This window comes from Clostridium estertheticum (assembly GCF_011065935.2).
Taxonomy (GTDB): Bacteria; Bacillota; Clostridia; order Clostridiales; family Clostridiaceae; genus Clostridium_AD; species Clostridium_AD estertheticum_A.
Map to the genome: position 1 here is coordinate 4,098,810 of NZ_JAAMNH020000001.1, position 21,392 is coordinate 4,120,201.

15 protein-coding genes are annotated in these 21,392 nt (G+C 32.0%); 5 read left to right on the forward strand and 10 right to left on the reverse strand.

The genetic code is table 11. The features are described 5' to 3' along the window. Positions 1 to 35: 35 nt before the first annotated feature. From G9F72_RS19560 to G9F72_RS19600, 9 genes are all read right to left on the reverse strand, one after another. A complete protein-coding gene (locus G9F72_RS19560; RefSeq protein ID WP_164958395.1) occupies positions 36 to 1,466 on the reverse strand; it encodes a diguanylate cyclase in 1,431 nt (476 codons plus the stop codon). Positions 1,467 to 1,470: 4 nt separating this feature from the next. After that, positions 1,471 to 4,683: an ATP-binding protein gene (locus tag G9F72_RS19565; RefSeq protein ID WP_164958396.1), complete on the reverse strand. Its 3,213-nt coding sequence runs from the start codon at positions 4,681 to 4,683 to the stop codon at positions 1,471 to 1,473. 82 nt (positions 4,684 to 4,765) lie between these two features. After that, complete coding sequence (locus G9F72_RS19570) at positions 4,766 to 5,818, reverse strand: GGDEF domain-containing protein (RefSeq protein ID WP_164958397.1); 1,053 nt, start codon at positions 5,816 to 5,818, stop codon at positions 4,766 to 4,768. Further along, positions 5,811 to 8,414: an ABC transporter substrate binding protein gene (locus G9F72_RS19575; protein ID WP_164958398.1), complete on the reverse strand. Its 2,604-nt coding sequence runs from the start codon at positions 8,412 to 8,414 to the stop codon at positions 5,811 to 5,813. Before G9F72_RS19575 ends, G9F72_RS19570 begins: the two co-directional genes overlap by 8 nt. 313 nt (positions 8,415 to 8,727) lie before the next feature. Continuing rightward, positions 8,728 to 9,855 carry a response regulator gene (locus G9F72_RS19580; protein ID WP_164958399.1) on the reverse strand — a complete coding sequence of 376 codons (1,128 nt, stop codon included), beginning with the start codon at positions 9,853 to 9,855 and terminating at the stop codon, positions 8,728 to 8,730. A 45-nt stretch (positions 9,856 to 9,900) separates the two neighbouring features. Continuing rightward, entirely contained in the window at positions 9,901 to 10,875 is a 975-nt protein-coding gene (locus tag G9F72_RS19585) for a sensor histidine kinase (RefSeq protein ID WP_164958400.1), read from the reverse strand. Between the two features lie 758 nt (positions 10,876 to 11,633). After that, entirely contained in the window at positions 11,634 to 14,216 is a 2,583-nt protein-coding gene (locus G9F72_RS19590; RefSeq protein WP_164958401.1) for a RyR domain-containing protein, read from the reverse strand. 106 nt (positions 14,217 to 14,322) lie between these two features. Beyond that, positions 14,323 to 14,754 carry a hypothetical protein gene (locus G9F72_RS19595; RefSeq protein WP_164958402.1) on the reverse strand — a complete coding sequence of 144 codons (432 nt, stop codon included), beginning with the start codon at positions 14,752 to 14,754 and terminating at the stop codon, positions 14,323 to 14,325. Positions 14,755 to 14,913: 159 nt separating this feature from the next. Continuing rightward, positions 14,914 to 15,516, reverse strand: coding sequence for an FMN-dependent NADH-azoreductase (locus G9F72_RS19600; RefSeq protein WP_164958403.1), 603 nt, complete (start codon positions 15,514 to 15,516; stop codon positions 14,914 to 14,916). Positions 15,517 to 15,694: 178 nt separating this feature from the next. On the opposite strand from G9F72_RS19600, the gene G9F72_RS19605 reads away from it, so the two are divergent. The 5 genes from G9F72_RS19605 (at position 15,695) to G9F72_RS19625 (ending at position 19,846) form a co-directional block, all read left to right on the forward strand. Further along, on the forward strand, positions 15,695 to 16,066 hold the full coding sequence (locus tag G9F72_RS19605) for a winged helix-turn-helix transcriptional regulator (RefSeq protein ID WP_164958404.1): 372 nt from the start codon (positions 15,695 to 15,697) through the stop codon (positions 16,064 to 16,066). Positions 16,067 to 16,355: 289 nt separating this feature from the next. Continuing rightward, the gene (locus G9F72_RS27465) at positions 16,356 to 17,363 is read left to right on the forward strand and encodes an ArsR/SmtB family transcription factor (RefSeq protein ID WP_164958405.1); all 1,008 of its coding nucleotides are present in this window, start codon (positions 16,356 to 16,358) and stop codon (positions 17,361 to 17,363) included. A gap of 135 nt (positions 17,364 to 17,498) precedes the next feature. Then, positions 17,499 to 18,275: an ABC transporter ATP-binding protein gene (locus G9F72_RS19615; protein WP_224676184.1), complete on the forward strand. Its 777-nt coding sequence runs from the start codon at positions 17,499 to 17,501 to the stop codon at positions 18,273 to 18,275. Positions 18,276 to 18,390: 115 nt separating this feature from the next. Next, complete coding sequence (locus tag G9F72_RS27660; RefSeq protein WP_411955967.1) at positions 18,391 to 19,050, forward strand: ABC transporter permease; 660 nt, start codon at positions 18,391 to 18,393, stop codon at positions 19,048 to 19,050. A gap of 1 nt (position 19,051) precedes the next feature. Further along, positions 19,052 to 19,846 carry an ABC transporter permease gene (locus G9F72_RS19625; RefSeq protein ID WP_164958407.1) on the forward strand — a complete coding sequence of 265 codons (795 nt, stop codon included), beginning with the start codon at positions 19,052 to 19,054 and terminating at the stop codon, positions 19,844 to 19,846. Between the two features lie 333 nt (positions 19,847 to 20,179). Here the strand turns inward: G9F72_RS19625 and G9F72_RS19630 are convergent, their stop codons facing one another. After that, positions 20,180 to 21,313: an NlpC/P60 family protein gene (locus tag G9F72_RS19630; protein WP_164958408.1), complete on the reverse strand. Its 1,134-nt coding sequence runs from the start codon at positions 21,311 to 21,313 to the stop codon at positions 20,180 to 20,182. Between the last annotated feature and the right edge of the window lie 79 nt (positions 21,314 to 21,392).

Consider the following 21,392-nt stretch of genomic DNA (forward strand, 5'->3'; position numbering starts at 1 on the left):
TCATTCCAAAATCTTTTTTGATGTAAATTAAGTAATCACTCCATACCTAATTCAGTAGTTATTTTTATAAATGCCTCTACAATTTTAGGATCAAAATACTTACCGGTCTGCTTCTTTATAAATTCTATAATCTCATCCTTCGTAACTGGCTTTTGATAAAAACTTCCATACATCATGGAGTCATAGGTATCAATAATTGAAAGAATACGTGAATTTAACGGAATACTTTCACCTATTAGTCCATGTGGATATCCACTACCATCCCAATTCTCATGGTGACATAGTACATCCTCAGCAATATGAGCTAAATCCTGAGATGTGCTAACAATTCGATATCCTATTTCACAATGATTCTTCATGATATTCCATTCTTCTTGTGTAATATCCCCATTTTTGTGCAATATATGCTCTGGCAAAGCTGTAATGCCTATATCATGGATTAATGCAAGAAGCTGTAAATTTTGGATATGGTATGTTGGTAATCCAAGCTCTTTTCCAAGTTTATATGACAATTCTATTAAGCGATCACTATGTGCTTTAGTTTCATGAGTTCGCTCATATAAGGTCTTTCTTAAAGATGATATTATGGAACTTTTTATACTCTTGCTTTCCATAAGTTTTATACTATACATTCTATCCTCTGCAGCTTTATAAACAGTGCTTATATTCTGATCTACATGATCTTTCGTAGAAAATCCTATTGAAACACTTGGTTTTATAGGATCTTCTTCTTCTTTGTTGCATTTAACCTTAATTCTGTCAACTATTTCTTCCGTTTCTACTATACCAGTTTCAGGTAATACAATTAGAAACTCATCTCCACCTACACGAGCTACAATATCATCTTTTCTACATTCACTTTTTAGTATATCTGCTATTTTCTTGAGTAATCTGTCACCTGCCTCATGTCCAAATCCATCATTTGTAAGCTTTAAGCCATTCACGTCCCCCATAATGATGGAAATAGGAAGATTTCTTTCAGTGTCCAATTTTTTAATAACTTCTTCATAGAATCTTCTATTATAAAGACCGGTTAATTTATCATTATAGCTTAAATAAATGATCTCTTCATTTCTTTTCATTAATTCCATTGCATTTTTTACCTTCAAAGGTAATGATATTTTCATTGCTTCCTCACTAAAAGGCTTTGAAAAATAGTCGTATGCTCCAAGGGTTAAAGCTTTTTCTATAGCTTGCTTATCTTCCAACCCTGTACAAACGATAACAGGTATATCCATTAATCTATGATCTTCTTTCATATCCTTCAATATCTGAAACCCATCCTTTACCGGCATCATAATATCCAAAATACACATGTGTATTTTGTTTAACACAAGCTTTTCATTAATATTTTGACCATCTTCAGCTTCAAACAGTTTAATCCCCTGAAGTCTTCTTTCAAGAATCTGCCGGATGACTTTTCTATCTACAGGAGAATCATCAATAATCATTATACTTCCTATCATAATCTCAGTATCCTCCCTTGCCATTTTCTCTTAAAATATATAATGATTTCTCTATTCCTTTCAATAAACTGCCGAGCAGTTCATTGCTTTCAATTCTCAGTGCTTCTTCAGCTTCCATAGCATGCTTTCCTATCTCTTTCGCTCTTACGTTTCCCGCCGTACCTTTTAATTGATGTAAAAGAATACCCACTTCTTTAAATCTATTATTAAGGATATTCTCTTTAATTTCCTTGATTAAACTTTCAGCATATGCATAAAATTCGTACAATAATTCTTCACAGGTTACCTTGTCTAATCCTGATGCGTTCATAAGAGAAAGTACAGTTTCTGAATAGGTATTTGCACTCTCTAGGGCCTTAGTGTCACTATCCTCAACACCACCATACCTTTTAAGCATTTTCGTCACCTGTTCAAAATCAATGGGCTTGCCCAAATATGCATCCATTCCTTTTTCTATGCATTTTTCTGCATCACCTTTCATAGCGTAGGCAGTCATGGCTACAATGATAGTATGTTTTCTATCCCCCTCTGCCTCACGAATCTGTCTTGTTGCTTCATAACCATCCATCACTGGCATTTGGCAGTCCATAAAAATGATATCATAGTTGCTATTAAAGCATGCCTTGACAGCTTCCTCGCCATTTATGGCGATATCACAACAGAACCCTTTCATTTTTAGTAACTTGATAAATAACATCCTGTTAACCTTATTATCTTCAACCAGTAATATTGTTAGCTTGCTATTATAAATAATTTCCTTTTTGCCTTCCATAATTGAATACTTCGTTGGTATTTTAACTTGGTTGTCTTCAGTTTTATTGAGAGTTATAGTGAAAGTAAAAGTAGTTCCTATTTCCTTTTCACTTACAAGATTTATTTTTCCATCCATCATTTCCACAATATTCTTACATATTGCAAGGCCTAGTCCAGTCCCACCATATTTTCTTGTAGAAGATGAATCCGCTTGTATAAATGGTGCAAAAAGCTTACTAATTTCTTGCTCAGTCATTCCGATACCCGTGTCCTTTACAGTGAATAATACTTCTATAGTCTCATCAGTTTGCTTGTTTAAGAAGGCTTCAATAAACACTTCACCATTATCCGTAAATTTTACTGCATTACTTATTAGATTACTAATGACCTGTCTTAACTTTGTGGGATCCCCTACTACAAACTGAGGAATGTCTGGCCTGATAAGTATATTAAGTTTAAGACCTTTTTCCTCTGCTCTGGTATTAAAAAAAATTACAGCCTTTTCTATAGTTGAATATATATCAAATGAAATATGCTCAAGTTCTAGTTTACCTGCTTCAATTTTTGAGATGTCAAGAATATCATTGACAACTGTAAGCAAAGTATCTGTAGAGGTTTTCATAATATCTATAAATTCCAGCTGTTCACTATTTAGCTCTGTATTCTCAAGTAGCTGTAAAAATCCTACAATTCCATTCATTGGAGTTCTGATTTCATGACTCATATTGGCAAGAAATAGGCTCTTTGCTATATTTGCTGCTTCTGCTGCTTCTTTTGCTTTTATTATTTCATTTTGTTCTAGTTTTCGCTGGGTGATGTCAGTAAAGGTTACTACTGCACCAATAACTTTCCCGTCATAATACTGAGGATAGGAAAAATATTGTACGGGGAAACAGTTACCATCAGCCCTCCAAAATACATCGTCCTCCACATGGGTGCGTTCACCTTTAACGATTGCGTTTAAAACTTTACATTCCTCCATTGGGAAGTTCGTTCCATCTGAACGCTTATAATGAATTTGCCAATGCATGCTTTTTCCCATTAACTCATCTTGATGTTTGTATCCAAGCATGCGGAGACAACTGGTGTTGCAGAAGGTAGCATTTCCTTTCAAATCCATACCATATATTCCTTCGGCAGTAGAGTCTAGAAGAAGTCGTATATTTCCCTCTCTCTCCTTTAGTGCACCGTTAGCTTTCTCAAGTTCTACCGTTCTCTCTTTTACTTTCTCCTCAAGATTATTGATGAGTATATATAGTTGTTCTGCCATTTTGTTGAATGCCTTCGATAATTTTCCTGTCTCATCATTTCTGAAAACCTTCGCTCTCTGTAAGAAGTCTCCCTTTGAAAATTTCTCTGTAGTACTTATCAAATTATAGGTGGGTTTTAGAATTATCTCTGTGATCTTCATATATATTAGTATGGATATAATAATTGCAATAATTGAGAATACTATGGAAATACGAATACTTTTTATCATATCTACTGTAAACTGACTTTCAGGAATACCTGTTATAATCAGCCAATCTAAGCCTTCTTTTTTATAATCCGTTAGATTTATATGTAGCCTATCATTTTTAGTTTTTACTGTAAAACTACTATTTGAATTGTTTTTGTAATTTTGATATGCCTCTATTATAGATTTATTGTCAATTTCTTCAATTTTTTTTCTTTCTACTTTCTTATCTGCAAGAATTTTGAAATTAGGCATATCAAGTGAATTTGCAACAAGTTTCCCTGTACTTTTCTCTACAATATAAGAAATAGCACTCTTGTCTTTTATAATTTCTTTCAAATAAATATTTATTTTTGAAAGAATAATATGTGTTCCGAGTACTCCTTGAAGTACACCGTCTTTATTATAAATTGGATAAGCAGCTGAAATTGCTAAATCATCCATAAAAAAATGTTTATACGCAGGAGAAAATACCGGTTTTTGTTTTTCTTTTGCGATTTTGTACCAATCTCTTGTACGGGGGTCGAATTTCCCTGCATCCACCGAAAATTTTCCTGCAGTCAAATCATTATTTATAGAATAGTACCAGGAATCCCCTTTAGTTTCAGCATCATTTTTCATAATCTCAATCTCATTTTTTTCGTTCCTACGAGCACCATAATATTCACCATTTTCGGTGCCGTAACTGAAACTATATACTTCCTGGTTATTTGATTTAAGAACTCCTACAAAAAACTTTTCACTCTCAATCTTATTGTAAATATCCACGACTTTATTTTCCATTAAATTATGGTTTGCTTCATTTATCTGCAAAGGAACATTAATGAATGTTTCTATTTTATTTGAAATCTCTTTACTTGTGTCATTCACCATTTCACTAATAATATTATCTGTAGATACTCTCCAATTTGAAAACAGTGTAAAACATATTATAAAAATCGTAGTTACCATAAGCATAATAAATGAACTAATAATTATGGTCCTTATTGAAATACTTCTTCTATCCATTTTTACCTCCGATATGCTCATGGACTTAAATTTTGTGTTTTCTCAAAAAAAACAGATATAATATATTGAAATTCATTATATTCTAAACTACTCTATACCTGCCACCTGCTTTAGCTTGATATATTTTTTTGTCAGCAAGCTCAATTATTTCGTCAATAGTTAGATATTCATTCTCATTACAAACTGTATGAACTCCGAAGCTACATGTCAACTGAATTCGTTCATTCCCAATATTGAATTTCTTTTTCATAACACTCTTTCTAATCCTTTCTGCAAGAGCTGTTGCAGCATCACTATCGGTATTAGAAAGGCATATCATGAATTCTTCACCCCCATATCTTGCTAGCCAGTCTTTACTAATACTGATGTGTCTCTTTAACTCTTTAGCAAATTCTCGCAATACTTGGCCCCCTATAATATATCCATATTTATCATTAACCGTTTTAAAGAAATCCAAATCCGCAAATATAACTGATAGCGGCTCATTTCTTAATGAAGAGTTTAATAAATCCACAGGTAGCTTTTCATTTATATATCTCCTATTATATAAATCCGTCAATTCATCCTTCACTGCTGCCTGATTCATATGTTCAATTGTAGATAACATCTTCACTTCATGTCCAAGTAGTTTTCCATCCCTCAGATACAAGCTATTGGTAACATCTTTAAACAATTCTACAACAAATTTTTTCTCTTGAATTGATATAGGAATTGCTATTACCATGTAAATCTCATTACCAATATGACCCATTTTAAAAATAGTATCATCCTCATTGTATGCCCTTATAGAGATACAGTTTTCGCAAATAATTTCCTTTTTCAAGAACTCATGACAAATGACATCAGTTTCACATAATTGACTTTCATTCAGCTCAAGAGCTTTTTTTCTCACTGGATCAACAATTCTTATAGACTGATATATTTTTTCAAATGGTTGAAGCTTATCTATAATAATATCAAATTCGTTCATATGCTCATCCCCCATGATAATTGTAACAAAATTACTTCTTTTTATTGACTGCAATATTAACAGATCCATTTCCTGGCTTTTATTTAACAGATCCATATCATCGTGAGGTTCTAAAACTATCAAATTATTAATGGTTTCCCTTAATAACTCCATTTTTTTATTCATTAACATTCCCCCCTAAACTAAACAGATTCTTCACTAAACTAATTTCCAGTAATTTTTCTATCTCACCCTCTGGAATTGGTTTACTGCAAATATAACCCTGAATTTTATGGCATTCCTGATTAATCAAATACTCCAATTGTTCCTGCCTTTCCACTCCTTCAGCTATTATACACATACCCATACTTTTGCCTAACATAATAATTTGACCTGTTAAGGTTTCGCTTATATTTTCACAGGTAATCTCATCTATAAACGACTTATCTATTTTCAAAGTTGATATAGGTAACTGTTTTAAGTAATTTAATGAAGAATAACCTGTACCAAAGTCATCCAGGGCAATTCTCACTCCCATTTCTCTTAGACTTTCTAATTTTATACCAATAGTTTCAAAAGATTCCATCAATATTGATTCTGTAATCTCCAATTCTAGATAATTAGGCTCAAGCCCAAAGAATTCAAGGATATCTACAACCATATCATTAAAATCGATCTGCAAAAGCTGTAATATAGAGACGTTTACTGATACGGTCAAACACGTGTAACCCTTTAAATGAAGTTTTTTCAAAAAAGCACATGAATTTCTTAAGATCCAAGCTCCCAACGGTATAATCAAATGAGTATCCTCTGCTACTTTAATAAACTTGAGGGGGGAAACAAAACCCAATTCTGGACTTTTCCATCTCATAAGAGCTTCAAGCCCCGTTATTTTATTTGACTCTAAATCAAGCTGCGGTTGATAATATATTTCAAATTCATTTTTTTCAAGCGCTGTATGCAAATACTTTTCAATATTCATTCTTTCTATAAGAACTTCATTCATTAACTGCTCATATACAACATATCTATTTCTACCTGCGTCTTTTGCCCTATACATAGCAATATCAGCATACTTAAGTAATTCTTCCAAATCATTACCATGCTCAGGACAAACAGTAATCCCAATACTTAAACTAACATGTAATACACTATTTATAACATGAAATTCTTCTTTAAAACCATCAATAATATGAGAAGCAAATACTTCTCCCGCCCCTTCTTCTTTAATATCTTTAATTATAATAATAAATTCATCACCACTGAGTCTATAAATAGAACAATTTTCTTTCAAGAGTGAAGCCAGTCTTTCACTTACTTTGATCATTAACTGATCACCAAAGTCATGTCCTAAAGTATCATTTATATACTTAAAATTATCTATATCAAGAAATAGTAAAGCTACTTTATTTTCAGTTAAAATAAAAATATTTTTGTTAGAGTTCTCAAACAATGAGAGTTTATTCGGAAGTCCCGTTAATGTATCATGAAAGGCAAGATAAGTGAGCTTTTCTTCACTTGTTCTGATCCTTTCATTAATTGTCAATACTTCATCATATTGTTGGCGTATCTCTTCGTCAGAAGCTTCTAATTCCTCATATATTTGTGTAAGTTCCTCATGACTGTCAAAAAGGTTTTTGTCCATTTTTTTTATTTGCCTGATATGAATTAACAGAATATACACAAAAGTAATTAATAGGATAAATACAGCTAAAACACTCAATACAAGTGTTTTATATGTCTCAAAAAAAGAAAATGGCTTGTTAATTATCTCATAATCTTTGGGAATCATGCTTAATGGTATATTAAATCTTTTTAACTGTTGAAAATCAAAGACAGACCGAGTGGTTTTCGGAGATGTAAAAGGAATATTATCTGGATTTTCTCCATCAAGTAACCGCACAGCCAAATTTCCTGCACTCATTCCTTGAAGCTTTCCACTCATCATCGTTCCGCCAACGGCACCATTATTTAAACCAAAGTCATATAAATGATATACTGGAACATTACTATTCTTACTAACTTCCCTTGATACATTTTCGAAATTCACTATTTTTCCATTAACATCACTGTAATAGGTAGTAACAAGAATAATACTATCGTCATTATAGCCCCTGACGTTTTTAATTAGTTCATCATAAGGTAGGTTATTCAGTGGAATAATGTTCAATTTCATATCCATTGCTTTGATTTTATCTATAACCAGTTCACCAGTAGATACTCCACTTTCTGAATTATCAAATAGTACATACACACTTTTTAAAGAAGGATTAATTTGCAAAGCCATTTTTATTGTATTTGTCGGATCAACTTCCTCAAGAACACCTGTAAGATTAACTTGCCCCCTTGTAATATTGGCAATACCATCCTGATTTACTCCACAAAATACAATTGGTGCATTTGAAAACAAACTTTTCCTATTCTCTAATGCAAATTCCAGCGCCGTATCATCCGTTACAATTAGTACGTCTATACGTTTGTTTTGATACTTGTATTTATAATACTCAAACAAATGTAATTTATTTTCATCTGTAGGATAGTTTTTCCAATCCATATACTCAATTATAGAAATATTGTTATTATGCTTTTTAAGAACATCAATAATACCATCAGTTTCATCTTTAGACCATGTTAATCCCTGATGGTATGAATTAATTACCAGAACATTTTTCTGATCGCTGATACCCTCTGCATACACATAGTTTGATAAACATGAACATAATAAAATCAGTGTAATTATTATTACAGCTATTTGCTTTTGTTTACAGCGTACATCGGTCACACATATCACCTCTATGGTTTTTACTAATTTATAAGCGCTAAGTTTTCTACTAAATAAATATAATGGAATTATTAAAACTATTTTTTTAAAAAACTTTATATTTATAAATTCGCTATAATAATAGTTTATCAACCATTTCTGACAGAATTATGACAAAAAAAAGAGCCAATAACCAATAAATCCTGGTTAACACTAGGTTTCAGGGGCTTAATGGTTTTTTTTGACTTATTTGAAAATTCATTCAACAAGAATCGACTTATATTTTGTTTTGTATAGAAACTTTTAACTTGGTCTTAGTACTAACTGTCGTACTCTATTCGAGAGATTTTCTAAGTTCGGCATACAGCTTGGCTGTATTACTTGCTGGGGTTACTTCCAACTCTCTTTGGAGTACTTTTGTATATCTATTATACTGTTTAATCAGTGATATTCTGTCCCTTTTAGCAGCATAAACCCGCATTAGGAGACAGTTTACTTCTTCATCGAGTTCGTTTTTTATTGCCATCTTTTTAAAAATTTGTAATGATATAGTAAGACTGTTATTTTTCAAGAGATAGTTTCCTAGTTTTTTTACAAAGTCCCAATGTACTTCGGAGAGTCTTTCTTTCTCAGGTAAAGACCAGTGGTAACCTTTATCTCCAAAAAGTTGACCTACAAAAAGCTTTTCTGTTTTTATTGCATCTTCAAGGTTGGATTCATTAATAATGCATAAAGCATTGACTCGGTTGTCGAAGTCTATGAAATCAATATAGATATCTTTGATATCTATCCTATAACTTTCATTGACAGAAATGACTGCTGATTTCATTTCATGGTGCAGCAAAGCCTTTCTTAGTTTATAAATAGTGGTATTCAGATAGGTTTCCGCATTATGCGGAGACATTTCCCCGAAAACATCCTCTATGACTCTCCATTTAGATACAAATTCCCCTTTATTTAAAAGCAGATAGGCTAATAATTCTAAGCTTTTAGAAGAAGTCAACTTCACACTCCCGCCGTCCACACCTCTAATATCTAAGCCTCCCAAACAATAAACTGATAGCTTGACTGATGCACCTCCATAACTATATGGTAGCGGAAAAATGAGTCTTTCTTTAATCCTTTTTATTGTATGTTCCAACCTTTCCTGGGAAACTGGCTTTACAATATAGTCAACGGCATGTACATCAAAGGCCTCCAGTGCATATTCCTTGTGGGAAGTTAAAAATACAATATCAATTCTCTCGAACTCTGACACAATTCTTCTGGCAAGATCTAATCCGCTCTCCTCCGGCATTTTGATATCTATAAAGGCAATATCCACCCTGTTTTCTTTTATGAATTTATAAGCTTGCGCAGAACTCTGAAAAGCTCCTGCGATCTCAATTTCTGGGACTTTTGAAATCATTTTCTTCATTATAAGCAACATTGATTTTTCATCATCTACTAAAATTACTTTCATTTTATCACCCCATAGTAAAATTTATTCACTAATTAGACCCTATTATTATATACTGTTCACTTCATGCTCTGATGATAAAGAGAAATAGAAGGTACTGTCTTTCTCAGTGATGCTGTCCATCCATCTCTGGTTTTCCCTGCACTGTACAAATTCCTTTAGAATTAGAATACCCAGTCTTGTTCCTTTTTTTACCACTGTATGTGCAGTGAAACCTATATGAGCTTCTCTAAAGAGTGTTTTAGCTTTATCAAGGTCAATACTTATACCGGTATCTCTGATCGTAACAATGACCTTTTGTCCTATTTGATGAGTCTTAATAGAAATCAATCCTCCACTGCTAGCAATCTTTACCGCATTGATCACAAGGTTCCAAAGTACCATCCCCAATATTTCCTTGTCTAAAAAGATGGTAACAACATCCTCGATATTATTCATAATTCTTACACCTTTAGTCAAATCATTTTCACTAAGCAGATTTATAGTTTCCTGAACAATCTTAATAATATCTCTATAAACTAATCCGTCCTTTTGATAATTTAACCACTCCAGCTGGTTTTCCACCATGAAGAAGGTGCTTTTGACCTGTTTTCTTACCTCATATATAATTTCTATATTGTCACTACTGTAATCATCCTCCAGTACTTCCATCATACTTACCATTGCTGCCATAGGACTCCGCATATCATGAGTAACATCTCTGAACAGCTTGTCCTTTAATTTATTTAGTTCTGTAAGTTGCTTAGTAGTACATATTAACTCTTCCTGCAGAATTTTATTTTCGTTTAAGGTCTTATGCATTTTTTTATTAGCTTTCAAGCTTCTTACAAGCAAAAGAATAACTACAAATTGAAGCATGACAAAGATAGACAAGATTATATAAATCATAACCAAACTGTGTTCATTAATCAATTGATGAAAAATAGAGTTTTCAGTTCCAGCATTGACTGTACACCACAATATATATATAAGTATTCCTATTAATAGCATTTTCACTGCACGTTTAATATCATTATCACCCATTTGTATGCCTCCTTATAATTTAAAAGAGATTGTCGAAACCTGTTTTAAGACTAACGTAGTTTTTGTTTATATATAGTATGAATTAAAAAGTTATTAATTACTAATTTAAATTATGGAGTAATGGCTTTACTACCCTTATATAGAAAAAATTCTATGTAATAAAGCAAAAGAGATATGTTTCAAACTTACCTAACCTCTTTCTAATAAACCTCTAGTTAATCGTTTACCAAATATGCCCTTGATGTCTGCTTTTAAGATTCTACCTTTGCAAGTGCATGTCTAAGTAATCTATCAAAAGTCTATTTTCTTTGTTTTTCAACTTCTCTTTATAAACATTATGAACAATATTTTTGATTATATCTTCTAAATACCATTATTCTACAAATAAGTTTGATTTCCTGCATAAAAACCTTTTATTTTTTCATCTGTTTCATAATCAAATCCATCAATAGCAATTCTATAATGATTTACGTTTGTTTTGATTGGATGACACCAATGGCAAGTTGAAAACTAGCCCCATCATCGAGTTCACCACATTCTTAAACTTATATTTAAATGATATCACTGGTTACATCAACGTATCAACCTATAACATTTTTCTGGAACGAAAATGCGCCACTCAGCTTTCGCTTTATGGCGCATTTTTTTATTACATTTCTCTTTTCATTTTAAAAACAACTGATATGATTTTTCTTTAAACTCATTAATAGTACTTATCTTTCAACACTAACTTGAGTATCTGCATATTTCAGCTTTAACTAAAGTTTAGTCTCACAATGACATAAAATCTTTAATGGTTCTATCTTAAAATTTGATTTCGCCAATATTTCTGGCCAAATCTTAACCATTTGGTATACCTTGTTTTTCGTCTCCTTTGGCAGCTTGTTCCAAGGTACAAGTGCAGGATTAGTTTTTTTCTTATTATCTTCAACTTCACCATACTTGAAGCCAACCTTTTTTCTATGATGATACCAACGCATATGCTCCTTTTCAGATAAGACATCTAATTCTTTAATTGTAAATTCTATAAATTCTGGTTTTTCTTTAACAGAAACAACATCATAATTAATTTTAAGTAAAGCGTTAGGAATATTTTTAGCTTGATCACGGTTGAAATTTTTAAGCTCTTCACTTAGATCCTGCCATAGCATTATAAAATCCTGATTTATATTTGTGTTATTTTCATTAAGCACTTTATGCTTTTCATATATAGCTGTTGCAAGACTTTCAATTTTTTCACTATAGAATGCATCATGCATTAAATGACGTGAAAATTGTTCTTCATCTACATGTAGTTTTAGCTGTTCTTTAGAAGGTAGATGAGATTGTTCCCATTTTTTCGCATTAGTTAACATGCTCATCTCGAGTATTGCTTCCATAGACCTTGATTCATGTTTATACCTTGGAATTTTAAGAAGCGCTCGTAATACCCCATTATCAATTTGAGCCTCTCCGTTATCATTTATAAGATGAGGTACTTTACGCTCCAAAAGTGAACGTAGCAGCATCGCCCTTCGAATTATAAATAAATGATCCCACTTATTATCAGTTTGATTTGGTCCAAGAATATTTACGTAACCCCTTAAACGGCTTAGAAAATCAGGACCTTTTGCATTTTTAAATTCAAGTAAAAACTGTTTTTCTTCTTTTTCATTTTCAAGGTCTTCTCCACAAAATCCTTTAAAAGTACTACTTGTTCCACCAGCAAATACAAAAATAGCTTTTCCAATAGGATGAATAGAATCTCCTTCTCTAAATACACCATCCTGCATAGGTGCTAAGAAATATTTTAACCATCCAAGTTTTCCTTCAATAGCTGAATCAAATTCATCAAAAAATACTAGTGGAATTTTTTCACCCAATGCAATATCTCTTACTTTATGAAAAGCATTTACTAAATCTAATGGTGTACTGAATTGAGATAAATTAAAATCTAATTTTTCAATTAAATTTGACGCAATACTATTAGCTACTTCCAGTATACCAAAAGATTTTCCAGACCCAGGAGTTCCAAATACCGCAATTGAAAGAGGCCGAACTGTGTTTTTAGTTGAGATATACTCAAGCATAAGATTTTTAATGCTCCTATAGCTTTCTATTTCTGCTTTATCAACTGTTGTTAACTTTCCAAAACGAGCTATTGGTATAAATTTAAGTGCATTTTTCACTCCATTTTTAACAGTATCATAAGCTATCTCTGCTAAGTTAGTAGAGCTTTTGTCCTTTAAAATGTACCAACAAGCACGACAATTAGGATTAGTTGAAGTAGGCACTAATACATCCTGTACATGCTCCGTATATACAAAATCATCTTCCTTTTCCACAAATATAGCAGAACTCGGAAATGGAGATTCGGAAACATTTTTACCAAATCCCTCAATAAAATATTTTTGAGCAGAAACAGTCCCTTCACGTATACCTATGCTTATTGATTCAGATAACTCTTCATTATCTTGATTTCCTGAAACAATAGCGCTTGCAAGTCCTGCAACAAAACTTGAGGTAAGTCCGTACATTTCACCTTGGGAGTCTTTAATGAAGCCTCCTTCAAATTCATATGGCAGGAAATACAATCTAATTTCAGGTACACCTTTATTTCTATAATAGATGGCACCTTCAAGACCAAAAGGTACTATAAGATGGCGACAATTTGCGAGAAAAGCAAGATTTGGATTATTATTAATTTGCCAAACAAAATCTTGTGATGTTCTTTCCCAAGAAAGACTTTTACTTATGTTAACTCCCTTCGAACGCAAATCATCACCATTTATAATTACTATTGTCTTTTCGTTATGAAATTTTTGCAGGTGTTTCCAAAGTGCACTAGAATCAATTGGATTAATCATTTTATACAAGATTATCGGTGATGTTTCGGATGATTTTAAAGCTAAAGGCCAAAATTCTTTATTAGAATTAAAGCCATTATTTTCATCATCTAATATAATTATATCTGCATTAGGGTCATCGTTAATAATAGGAAGTAACCTCGGTACACCAGACACCGGGCCTGTAAAACCCATAAAACGACTTATTCTATAAACTTTTTCATTATTGTTTTTATCATCAAATGTAGGAAAAAGCTCTACCTCTGCAGTAGAACTAAGATACTCTCCTGGTAGAATTAATTCTATATCATGCATCTGTGGTGAAAGTACAGATGCTCCTGTTGCCAAAGATACAAGTTTTGATAGAAGTAAAGCTTGTCCTGGTTTTAAAGTACCATGCATATTTAACTGAGTTTGCCAATTCAAACCTGTATTACTTTGAGGATATGTTATCCTCTGCAACAAATTCACACATATGTCGCCTGATACAACAATTTTTATATTTTTATTTTCCATATTTAAACTCCTATTTACATTTTTCATATGTTATTTATCTAAAATGTTATCTTAATTATCCTAAATGTACAATGGTAATTGTTGCATATTGATATCAGTAATTTCTTTAATCTAATAGCTGAATTTCATTCTTAATTAAATTAGCAAAATTCTGATTTTGTTCTGCAACTTTAATAATATATGATAGTACGTTACCTGGGTAATCAATTATTTCCTTTAACACTATACTTTCAATAGACCTTCTTGCTAATGAAACGCTGCAATTTTCATTATGACCTATCATACATTGCTTACACATTTTACATATAGATGCTATACATCTTGCCACCATTATATTATCATAATGTTTCATATCTTCTTTTGGGATAAGTTGTAATCCATCCTTAACAATTGTCATTCCATTTTTTTGCATTGAATTCACTACACTTAAAGCAAATCCAACATTACATTTTGCTTTAATGCACTGCGGTGTTTCGTAATCTTTACAGTCCAAACATATTTGTTGTAAATTACTAATTTCATTATTAATATAATTCATATTTTCCCTCTTTCTTAATTATACTCTACCTATTGTCAAATAGGTTATTTTATGTTCCTATAACATATTTACTATCTATAATGAGTAATATTAATAAAGAATGGATAGCTTGATTTTAACTATCCATTCTTTGTTAATATTAAAATTTTAAAGTAAAAACTAAAAATCCTTTGCTTGCTGTTGAGCCTTTTTAATTGCGTTTTCCACAATTGCTTCTACATCTTCACCAATAACATCTATCATGTCTGCTGCTATTGTAGTAAAATCAGTTATACCCATGAAGCCAAAGACTGTTCTTAAATATCTATCTCCCATTTCATACGCTGCAGCTGGCCCTTCTGAATATCCTCCGCCTCTTGTAACAATATGAACTGCTTTTTTTCCTTGACATAGACCAACTGGTCCTTCTGCAGTATATTTAAATGTGATTCCAGTAACACATACATAATCAATATATGCCTTTAGTATTGCAGGAATACTTAAGTTCCACATTGGTGCTGCAATTATATATTTATCTGCTTCAGCAAATTGGTATGCATATTTTAGAATTGGATGTTCTTTACCTTCACCAGGTGCCGGTCTATGAAGGCTAATACCTTCTTCTGTTAGAAATCCTATACCCTCTTTATATAAATCTAAAGTTATAATTTCATCATTAGGATTTAGTTCTCTATACTCTTCAACAAATTTGTCGGAAATTTTAAAAGTTCTTGATGTTCCTTCTGGTTTTGCATTTGCTTTAATATATAATACTTTACTCATATTTTTCTACCCCTTTAAAATTTATTAATAATATTTACAAACTAATTTTTGATAACTATCTTTGATCAAATTTCTATGATACTATGATATTGTAATATTATAATGTTACTTATTCAAGTACGCACTTTTTTGTCATACAGTGACAAAAAAGTTATCACTAACTAGCGAGGTGTTTAAAATGGAGCGTTTAACAAGTAGACATGAAGAATGTTATATGAAAGAAAAGTGCCTTCAGTATGAAAAGTGTCCGATGGTTCTAATTCAGGACATGATTTCCGGTAAATGGAAAATATTGATTTTGTGGTACTTGAGTTATTCGAAACTCAGATTTAGCGATATTCAAAGAAAACTTCCTAATGTTTCTCAAAAAGTGCTTTCACGACAGTTAAAAAGTTTAGAAGAAGATAATCTTATACACAGGAAGGTCTACCCTGTTGTACCACCTAAAGTTGAATACAGCTTAACAGATGTTGGTAGAAAACTAATTCCTATTCTAGAAACGTTTCATAAATTTGGAGCTGAATATCTAGAAGAGGGTCTTAATAAATAAAATAAGGATAAGGGTAATAATTACAAAAACAAAATCTAACCATCCGCTTTTATATTCTCTCAATCACTTGTTAGAATAATTATGTCCGTATAATTATTCTGCATGCACAATTATATTATCTTCTTATATTAAGCAAATCTTATTACCAGTAACATCTCGTTCTCACGTAAGTGGACGCTCAAATAGAACCATGAAACCAACTCTTAAAATATGGTTCCTATCACCCATAGTAATTATTAGTTTTTTAGACTATAATTATATAAAGTAAATTTCTAAAAGGGTGAATTTAGTGAAGAATATTGATAATAGAAGTAACTGTTTTTTTACTCAGTCTATTTTGGCTGATCTAGTTTTTATATTAATGAGAATATTTAATGGTGAAGATAGAACCGAAAAATTAAAAGAAATATATGATGAGGAGTATATCAATGATATACAAAATAACTACAGATATCTTGGTGAGATAATTTCATCGCTTCCGAATAAAGGGTATGAGCTGTTAGAGTTCCTGCTACTTAATAAACAGTTTAATAGTATTGAAGAGTATAAAAATAATGTTCTTAGCATGGAAAAGGTAGACTTCTTTTTCATATTTTATGGTCAGTTTATTGATAGCAAGTCCATAAATCTTGCTCTTGAAAATGAAGAGAATTTAAAGAAATTCTATTCTAAATATAATAATATTAGCCAAAGCTATATAGCTCTCAAAAGCTTATTTGCTGATAGGGAGTTACTAATGGAAGAGTTTTTTTCATGCTTAAATGCCCTTTATAATAATGGCTTTAAATCGTATTATGAAGAACAGCTAGATGATATCCAAGATATTTATCAGAAGATAGAGGATGTTTTTAAATTGAATGATCCCCTAGAAGTTTCTCAAAGCATCATGGGCAAAACCTTTAAAAATAGGGGCCCGTATGAGAACTTTATTTTTATACCAAGTTTTTTTATAAATGGCAGATCTGTTAGATTTTTTGGAAAGGATCAGATACTGATTTATTCTCCTTCATTTAAATCCCTTACCAAGAATGATTTAACTAAAATATTAAAAATAATCTCTGATGATACTAGATTTGAAATTATTGGGTTGTTATCAAAGAATAACCCTATGAATGGGAAAGAGCTTTCTATTGCTCTAACTCTAACAACACCTACAATCTCACATCATATTGAACAGCTTAAAGAAGCAGGTTTTATAAATGAAGAACGTATTAAAAACTCAAAATACTATAGTATAAATCCTAATTCTGTTAATAATTTTATGAAATGTCTATCTGAAAAACTTAAAACAATATAATAAAAAACTGTTAAACAGATTAAAATCTGATTTAACAGTTTTTTTCATTTATTGACAAAAATAATTTATCTGTATATAATATGATTATCTAATTAGATGTTTATGTTATTACATTGATTTAAGGGGGTTATATTTTTGAGTATAGCAATAGAAGTTAAGAACTTAAAAAGGGTTTATGCTGTAACTATTGGAATGACAAAGAAAAAAACTATAGAAGCCCTAAAGGGAATCTCCTTCACGGTAAATGAAGGCGAAATCTTGGGTCTTCTAGGTCCAAATGGTGCTGGTAAAACCACCACCATTAAGATACTTACAACTCTTCTAGCGCCATCTGAGGGCCAGGCTAAAATTTTTGGGTGCAACTGCTTTGGGCAGGAAAAACAAATAAGAGACAAAATAAATTTCATTTTTGGAGGAGAAAGGGGGCTTTATTGGAGGTTATCAGCCCGCGAGAATCTACAGTATTTTGGAGACCTATATAAGATACCAGGTAAAATCTTAAAACAACGCATCCCTGAGCTTATAAGTCTTGTGGGACTTGATGGGAGAGAATGCGAGAAGGTAGAAGGTTTTTCAAAAGGGATGAAGCAAAGACTTCAAATTGCTAGGGGACTTATAAATGACCCTAAAATACTCTTTTTGGATGAACCTACAATCGGTTTAGATCCAGTAGGTGCAAAGGATTTGAGAAATATTGTATTAAAATTAAAGAAAGAAGGCAAAACGATTCTACTTACCACCCATTATATGTATGAGGCTGATGAACTCTGTGATAGGATTGCAATTATAAATAATGGAGAAATCATTGACATAGGCACCTCCAGGGAGTTAAAGCTCAAATATCTAAGGGATGAAAAGGGATCTCTAGAGGATGTTTATATAAAGCTTATAGGGGGTGATAAAAATGCATAACATGAAAGTTGTATTTTCCACCTTCAAACTTCATTTAACACAATCTTTTTCAAGGGCTACCTTCAGATTTTGCATAATTGTACAACCTCTTATATATACCTTTATCCTGTATATGATGTACAAAGATTCCTCACAGGCTAATTACATTAATTATGTTATTTTGGGAAGTGGTCTTACCAGCTTGTGGAGCTCCATATGTTTTTCCTCAGCTGGTGACATTGAAAGAGAAAGATATGCGGGCACACTAGAAAACTTGTTTTGCTGTCCCTCAAGATTTACTAGCATTATAATCGGCAAAGTTTTGGCTAATACCTTCCTTGGCCTTACCGGTATGGCTCTTAGTCTAGTTTTTGCAAGGATATTTTTTAACGGCTCCCTATATATAAACAATGGATTGCTATTTTTTTTATGTTTCCTTTTGATGATTTTCTCTTTTATATGTATAGCTATGGTCATATCTCCTATATTCACTCTTTCGAAAAATGCAAGAGCACTTATGAATTGCCTCGAATACCCGATTTTTATTCTTTGTGGTTTTGTATTTCCTGTAGATTTTCTGCCGAATTTTGTTAAACCCATAAGCTATTTATTATCACCAACCTGGGCTATTAAAATACTTAGGGACAGCTCAATGGGGATAACGAATTATTCATTGTTTTATAAGGAAATAGGAATTTTATGCGTCATATGCTGTATTTATCTTATTATAAGCAAGTTGCTGTTTATAGAGATAGATAAAAATACAAGAATAAATGCTACCCTGGGGGTGAGCTAATATGGAGATGGTCGAAAGAGCTTATCGTAATGGATTATACACCTTTAAGGGGTTGTTTGGATTTTTAAAACCAGAGGTGTATGTGCTTGTTAAGGTTGTTAATCCGGTTTTTCAAGTTCTATTTTTCTCGCTTATAGCAAGGCATGCTTATGGCAATGTAGATATAACGCCCTTTATAGTGGGTAATGCATTTGTTCTATGTATGTACAATGCATTCTTTGGAGTTGGTTGTAATTTAATTAATGAGAGAGGCTATGGCACACTAAAGCTATTAATTGGATCTTCCTGTAACAAATTCAATGTATTTATTACCAAGTCAACCTTTCATATAATTGATGGAATTATTACTGTATCAATTGGGCTATTTACTGGGATAATTTTTTTTAATATCAAAATTCCTATGAATATATTGCCATATTTCCTTATATGTTTAATACTAGCCATATTCACAGCCTGTTCAATGGGGCTTTTGGTAGGTAGCATTGGTCTAATAACCAGAGATATAAACATGTTGCTCAATCTTTCTTCAATGATTCTCATGTCCCTATGTGGAGTAAATTTCAGTATTGAAAAGCTTCCTATTGTCTTACAACATATAAGCAACATTCTGCCACTGACAAATGCATTAAAAGCAAGTAAACTTCTGTTAAATGGTGGAATAATTAATTATGGGAAGGTTAATAGTTTATTGCTAAATGAGCTGCTTTTAGGTATAGGGTACTGCATAATTGCATATTTATCATTCAGGGCCATGGAAAAACTTGCAAAATGTAGAGCAACTATCGATATTTATTAACAGTTTGATGTTCAAAAATACACATGGTTTTTTGGACATAGTTTCATATTTTGAATACGTCAAATAGAAACAAGACATGTCATCACCTCATTGAAGTTTTGACATGTCTATGATTACTTAGACACACAATATTTAATTTCCTACCATAATATATAAATAATGTATACATATCCCTAACAGGAAATTTCCTGAATTCCTGCCATACTAAGCTTAGCAGAGGAACGTGGCTTTGGATTCTATAAAAGCTTGTCCCTATTTTACCAATCAAATTCGGGTTCGATATTTTATAATGTACATTTTGTTCGTATTTTACTTAAGTAATTTATGTACTTTTTATTTTACTCTTCTAGCTGTTACATAATCATCTCTTCCTAGAGTTGAAACTTTAATTACATCTCCTGTATGAGGAGCATGGATATAATTATTATCTCCAATGTACATACCCATGTGATGAGGATTAGCAAAAGTTCCAAAGAACACCAAATCTCCTGGTTTAAGATTATCCCTTGATACTTGTACCCCATCATTTATCTGATCAAAGGTGGTTCTTCCTATAGATATTCCAAAATGCGCATATACATATTGTGTAAATCCTGAACAATCAAAGCCTGCCGGTGAAGTTCCACCCCATAAATATGGTGTGCCAAGAAAGTTAGAAGCGTAGGCTATTATAGCACTTTCCGATACAGTCGTTGCACCCCTTGAAGGTGTATATTTAGGCGCCGATTTTCTTATTTCACTTATTTTCGTTATGCTTTTATTTACCGATACTTGAGGATCAATTATCTGCGCTGCAGAAATATCTTTCTCATTTTTTAGTTCAGCTATCAATTTATCCTGTAACCCTTTAGTAACAATTTCCTTGTTCTTTAGTTCAGTTATTAATTTATTTTGTGACTCTTTAGTAATCATTAGCTTATCTATCTTCTGCTTGTTTTCTACTTGCAAACTCTGCAATGATTCCTTTGTATTATTTAAACTTTGCTGCTTTTTATTTAGTTCTTTTTGAGCAGCTTCAAACCCACTCAACACTTCTTTATCAAACGCTATAACGGTTTTTATGTTATCTACTCTTGATACAAAATCTCCAAAGCTCTCTGAATCTAGTATTATACCCATATACCCATCGAATCCGTTTATGTACAAGACTCTCATTCTAGTATTAAATAATTCTTGTTCCTTCTGAGTTTCCTTTTCTACCTGCTTTACCTCTAATGCGGCGCTTTCGATTGACTTTTCAGTTTCAGATATTTTGACTTTATTCTCTTCTGTTTTAGTCATTATATTTTCAATTTCATTGTCAAATTCTTCTATTTTAGTTTCGACTTTTCCTCTTTCAGTTTGAATTTTCGTTAGTGAATCCTTCTGCTGTTGTAACTTCTCATTTGTTGGAGCCGCGAGTGCAGTTACATTCGAAGTAAAAATTAAAATTATTACAACTGCGAGGTTTCTCAGGACAATCTTCATATTACATCTCCTTCATTTGTTTATATTTTATAAATCTCAGAATTACTATATCAAAAAGTTATGTACTTATTATGAAGAT

What these genes read in the sequence shown, in the direction of transcription:
- G9F72_RS19560 (WP_164958395.1), bottom strand. Translation starts at nt 1,466, where the DNA reads ATGATAGGAAGTATAATGATTATTGATGATTCTCCTGTAGATAGAAAA.
- G9F72_RS19565 (WP_164958396.1), bottom strand. Translation starts at nt 4,683, where the DNA reads ATGGATAGAAGAAGTATTTCAATAAGGACCATAATTATTAGTTCATTT.
- G9F72_RS19570 (WP_164958397.1), bottom strand. Translation starts at nt 5,818, where the DNA reads ATGAATAAAAAAATGGAGTTATTAAGGGAAACCATTAATAATTTGATA.
- G9F72_RS19580 (WP_164958399.1), bottom strand. Translation starts at nt 9,855, where the DNA reads ATGAAAGTAATTTTAGTAGATGATGAAAAATCAATGTTGCTTATAATG.
- G9F72_RS19585 (WP_164958400.1), bottom strand. Translation starts at nt 10,875, where the DNA reads ATGGGTGATAATGATATTAAACGTGCAGTGAAAATGCTATTAATAGGA.
- G9F72_RS19590 (WP_164958401.1), bottom strand. Translation starts at nt 14,216, where the DNA reads ATGGAAAATAAAAATATAAAAATTGTTGTATCAGGCGACATATGTGTG.
- G9F72_RS19595 (WP_164958402.1), bottom strand. Translation starts at nt 14,754, where the DNA reads ATGAATTATATTAATAATGAAATTAGTAATTTACAACAAATATGTTTG.
- G9F72_RS19600 (WP_164958403.1), bottom strand. Translation starts at nt 15,516, where the DNA reads ATGAGTAAAGTATTATATATTAAAGCAAATGCAAAACCAGAAGGAACA.
- G9F72_RS19605 (WP_164958404.1), top strand. Translation starts at nt 15,695, where the DNA reads ATGGAGCGTTTAACAAGTAGACATGAAGAATGTTATATGAAAGAAAAG.
- G9F72_RS27660 (WP_411955967.1), top strand. Translation starts at nt 18,391, where the DNA reads ATGTACAAAGATTCCTCACAGGCTAATTACATTAATTATGTTATTTTG.
- G9F72_RS19625 (WP_164958407.1), top strand. Translation starts at nt 19,052, where the DNA reads ATGGAGATGGTCGAAAGAGCTTATCGTAATGGATTATACACCTTTAAG.
- G9F72_RS19630 (WP_164958408.1), bottom strand. Translation starts at nt 21,313, where the DNA reads ATGAAGATTGTCCTGAGAAACCTCGCAGTTGTAATAATTTTAATTTTT.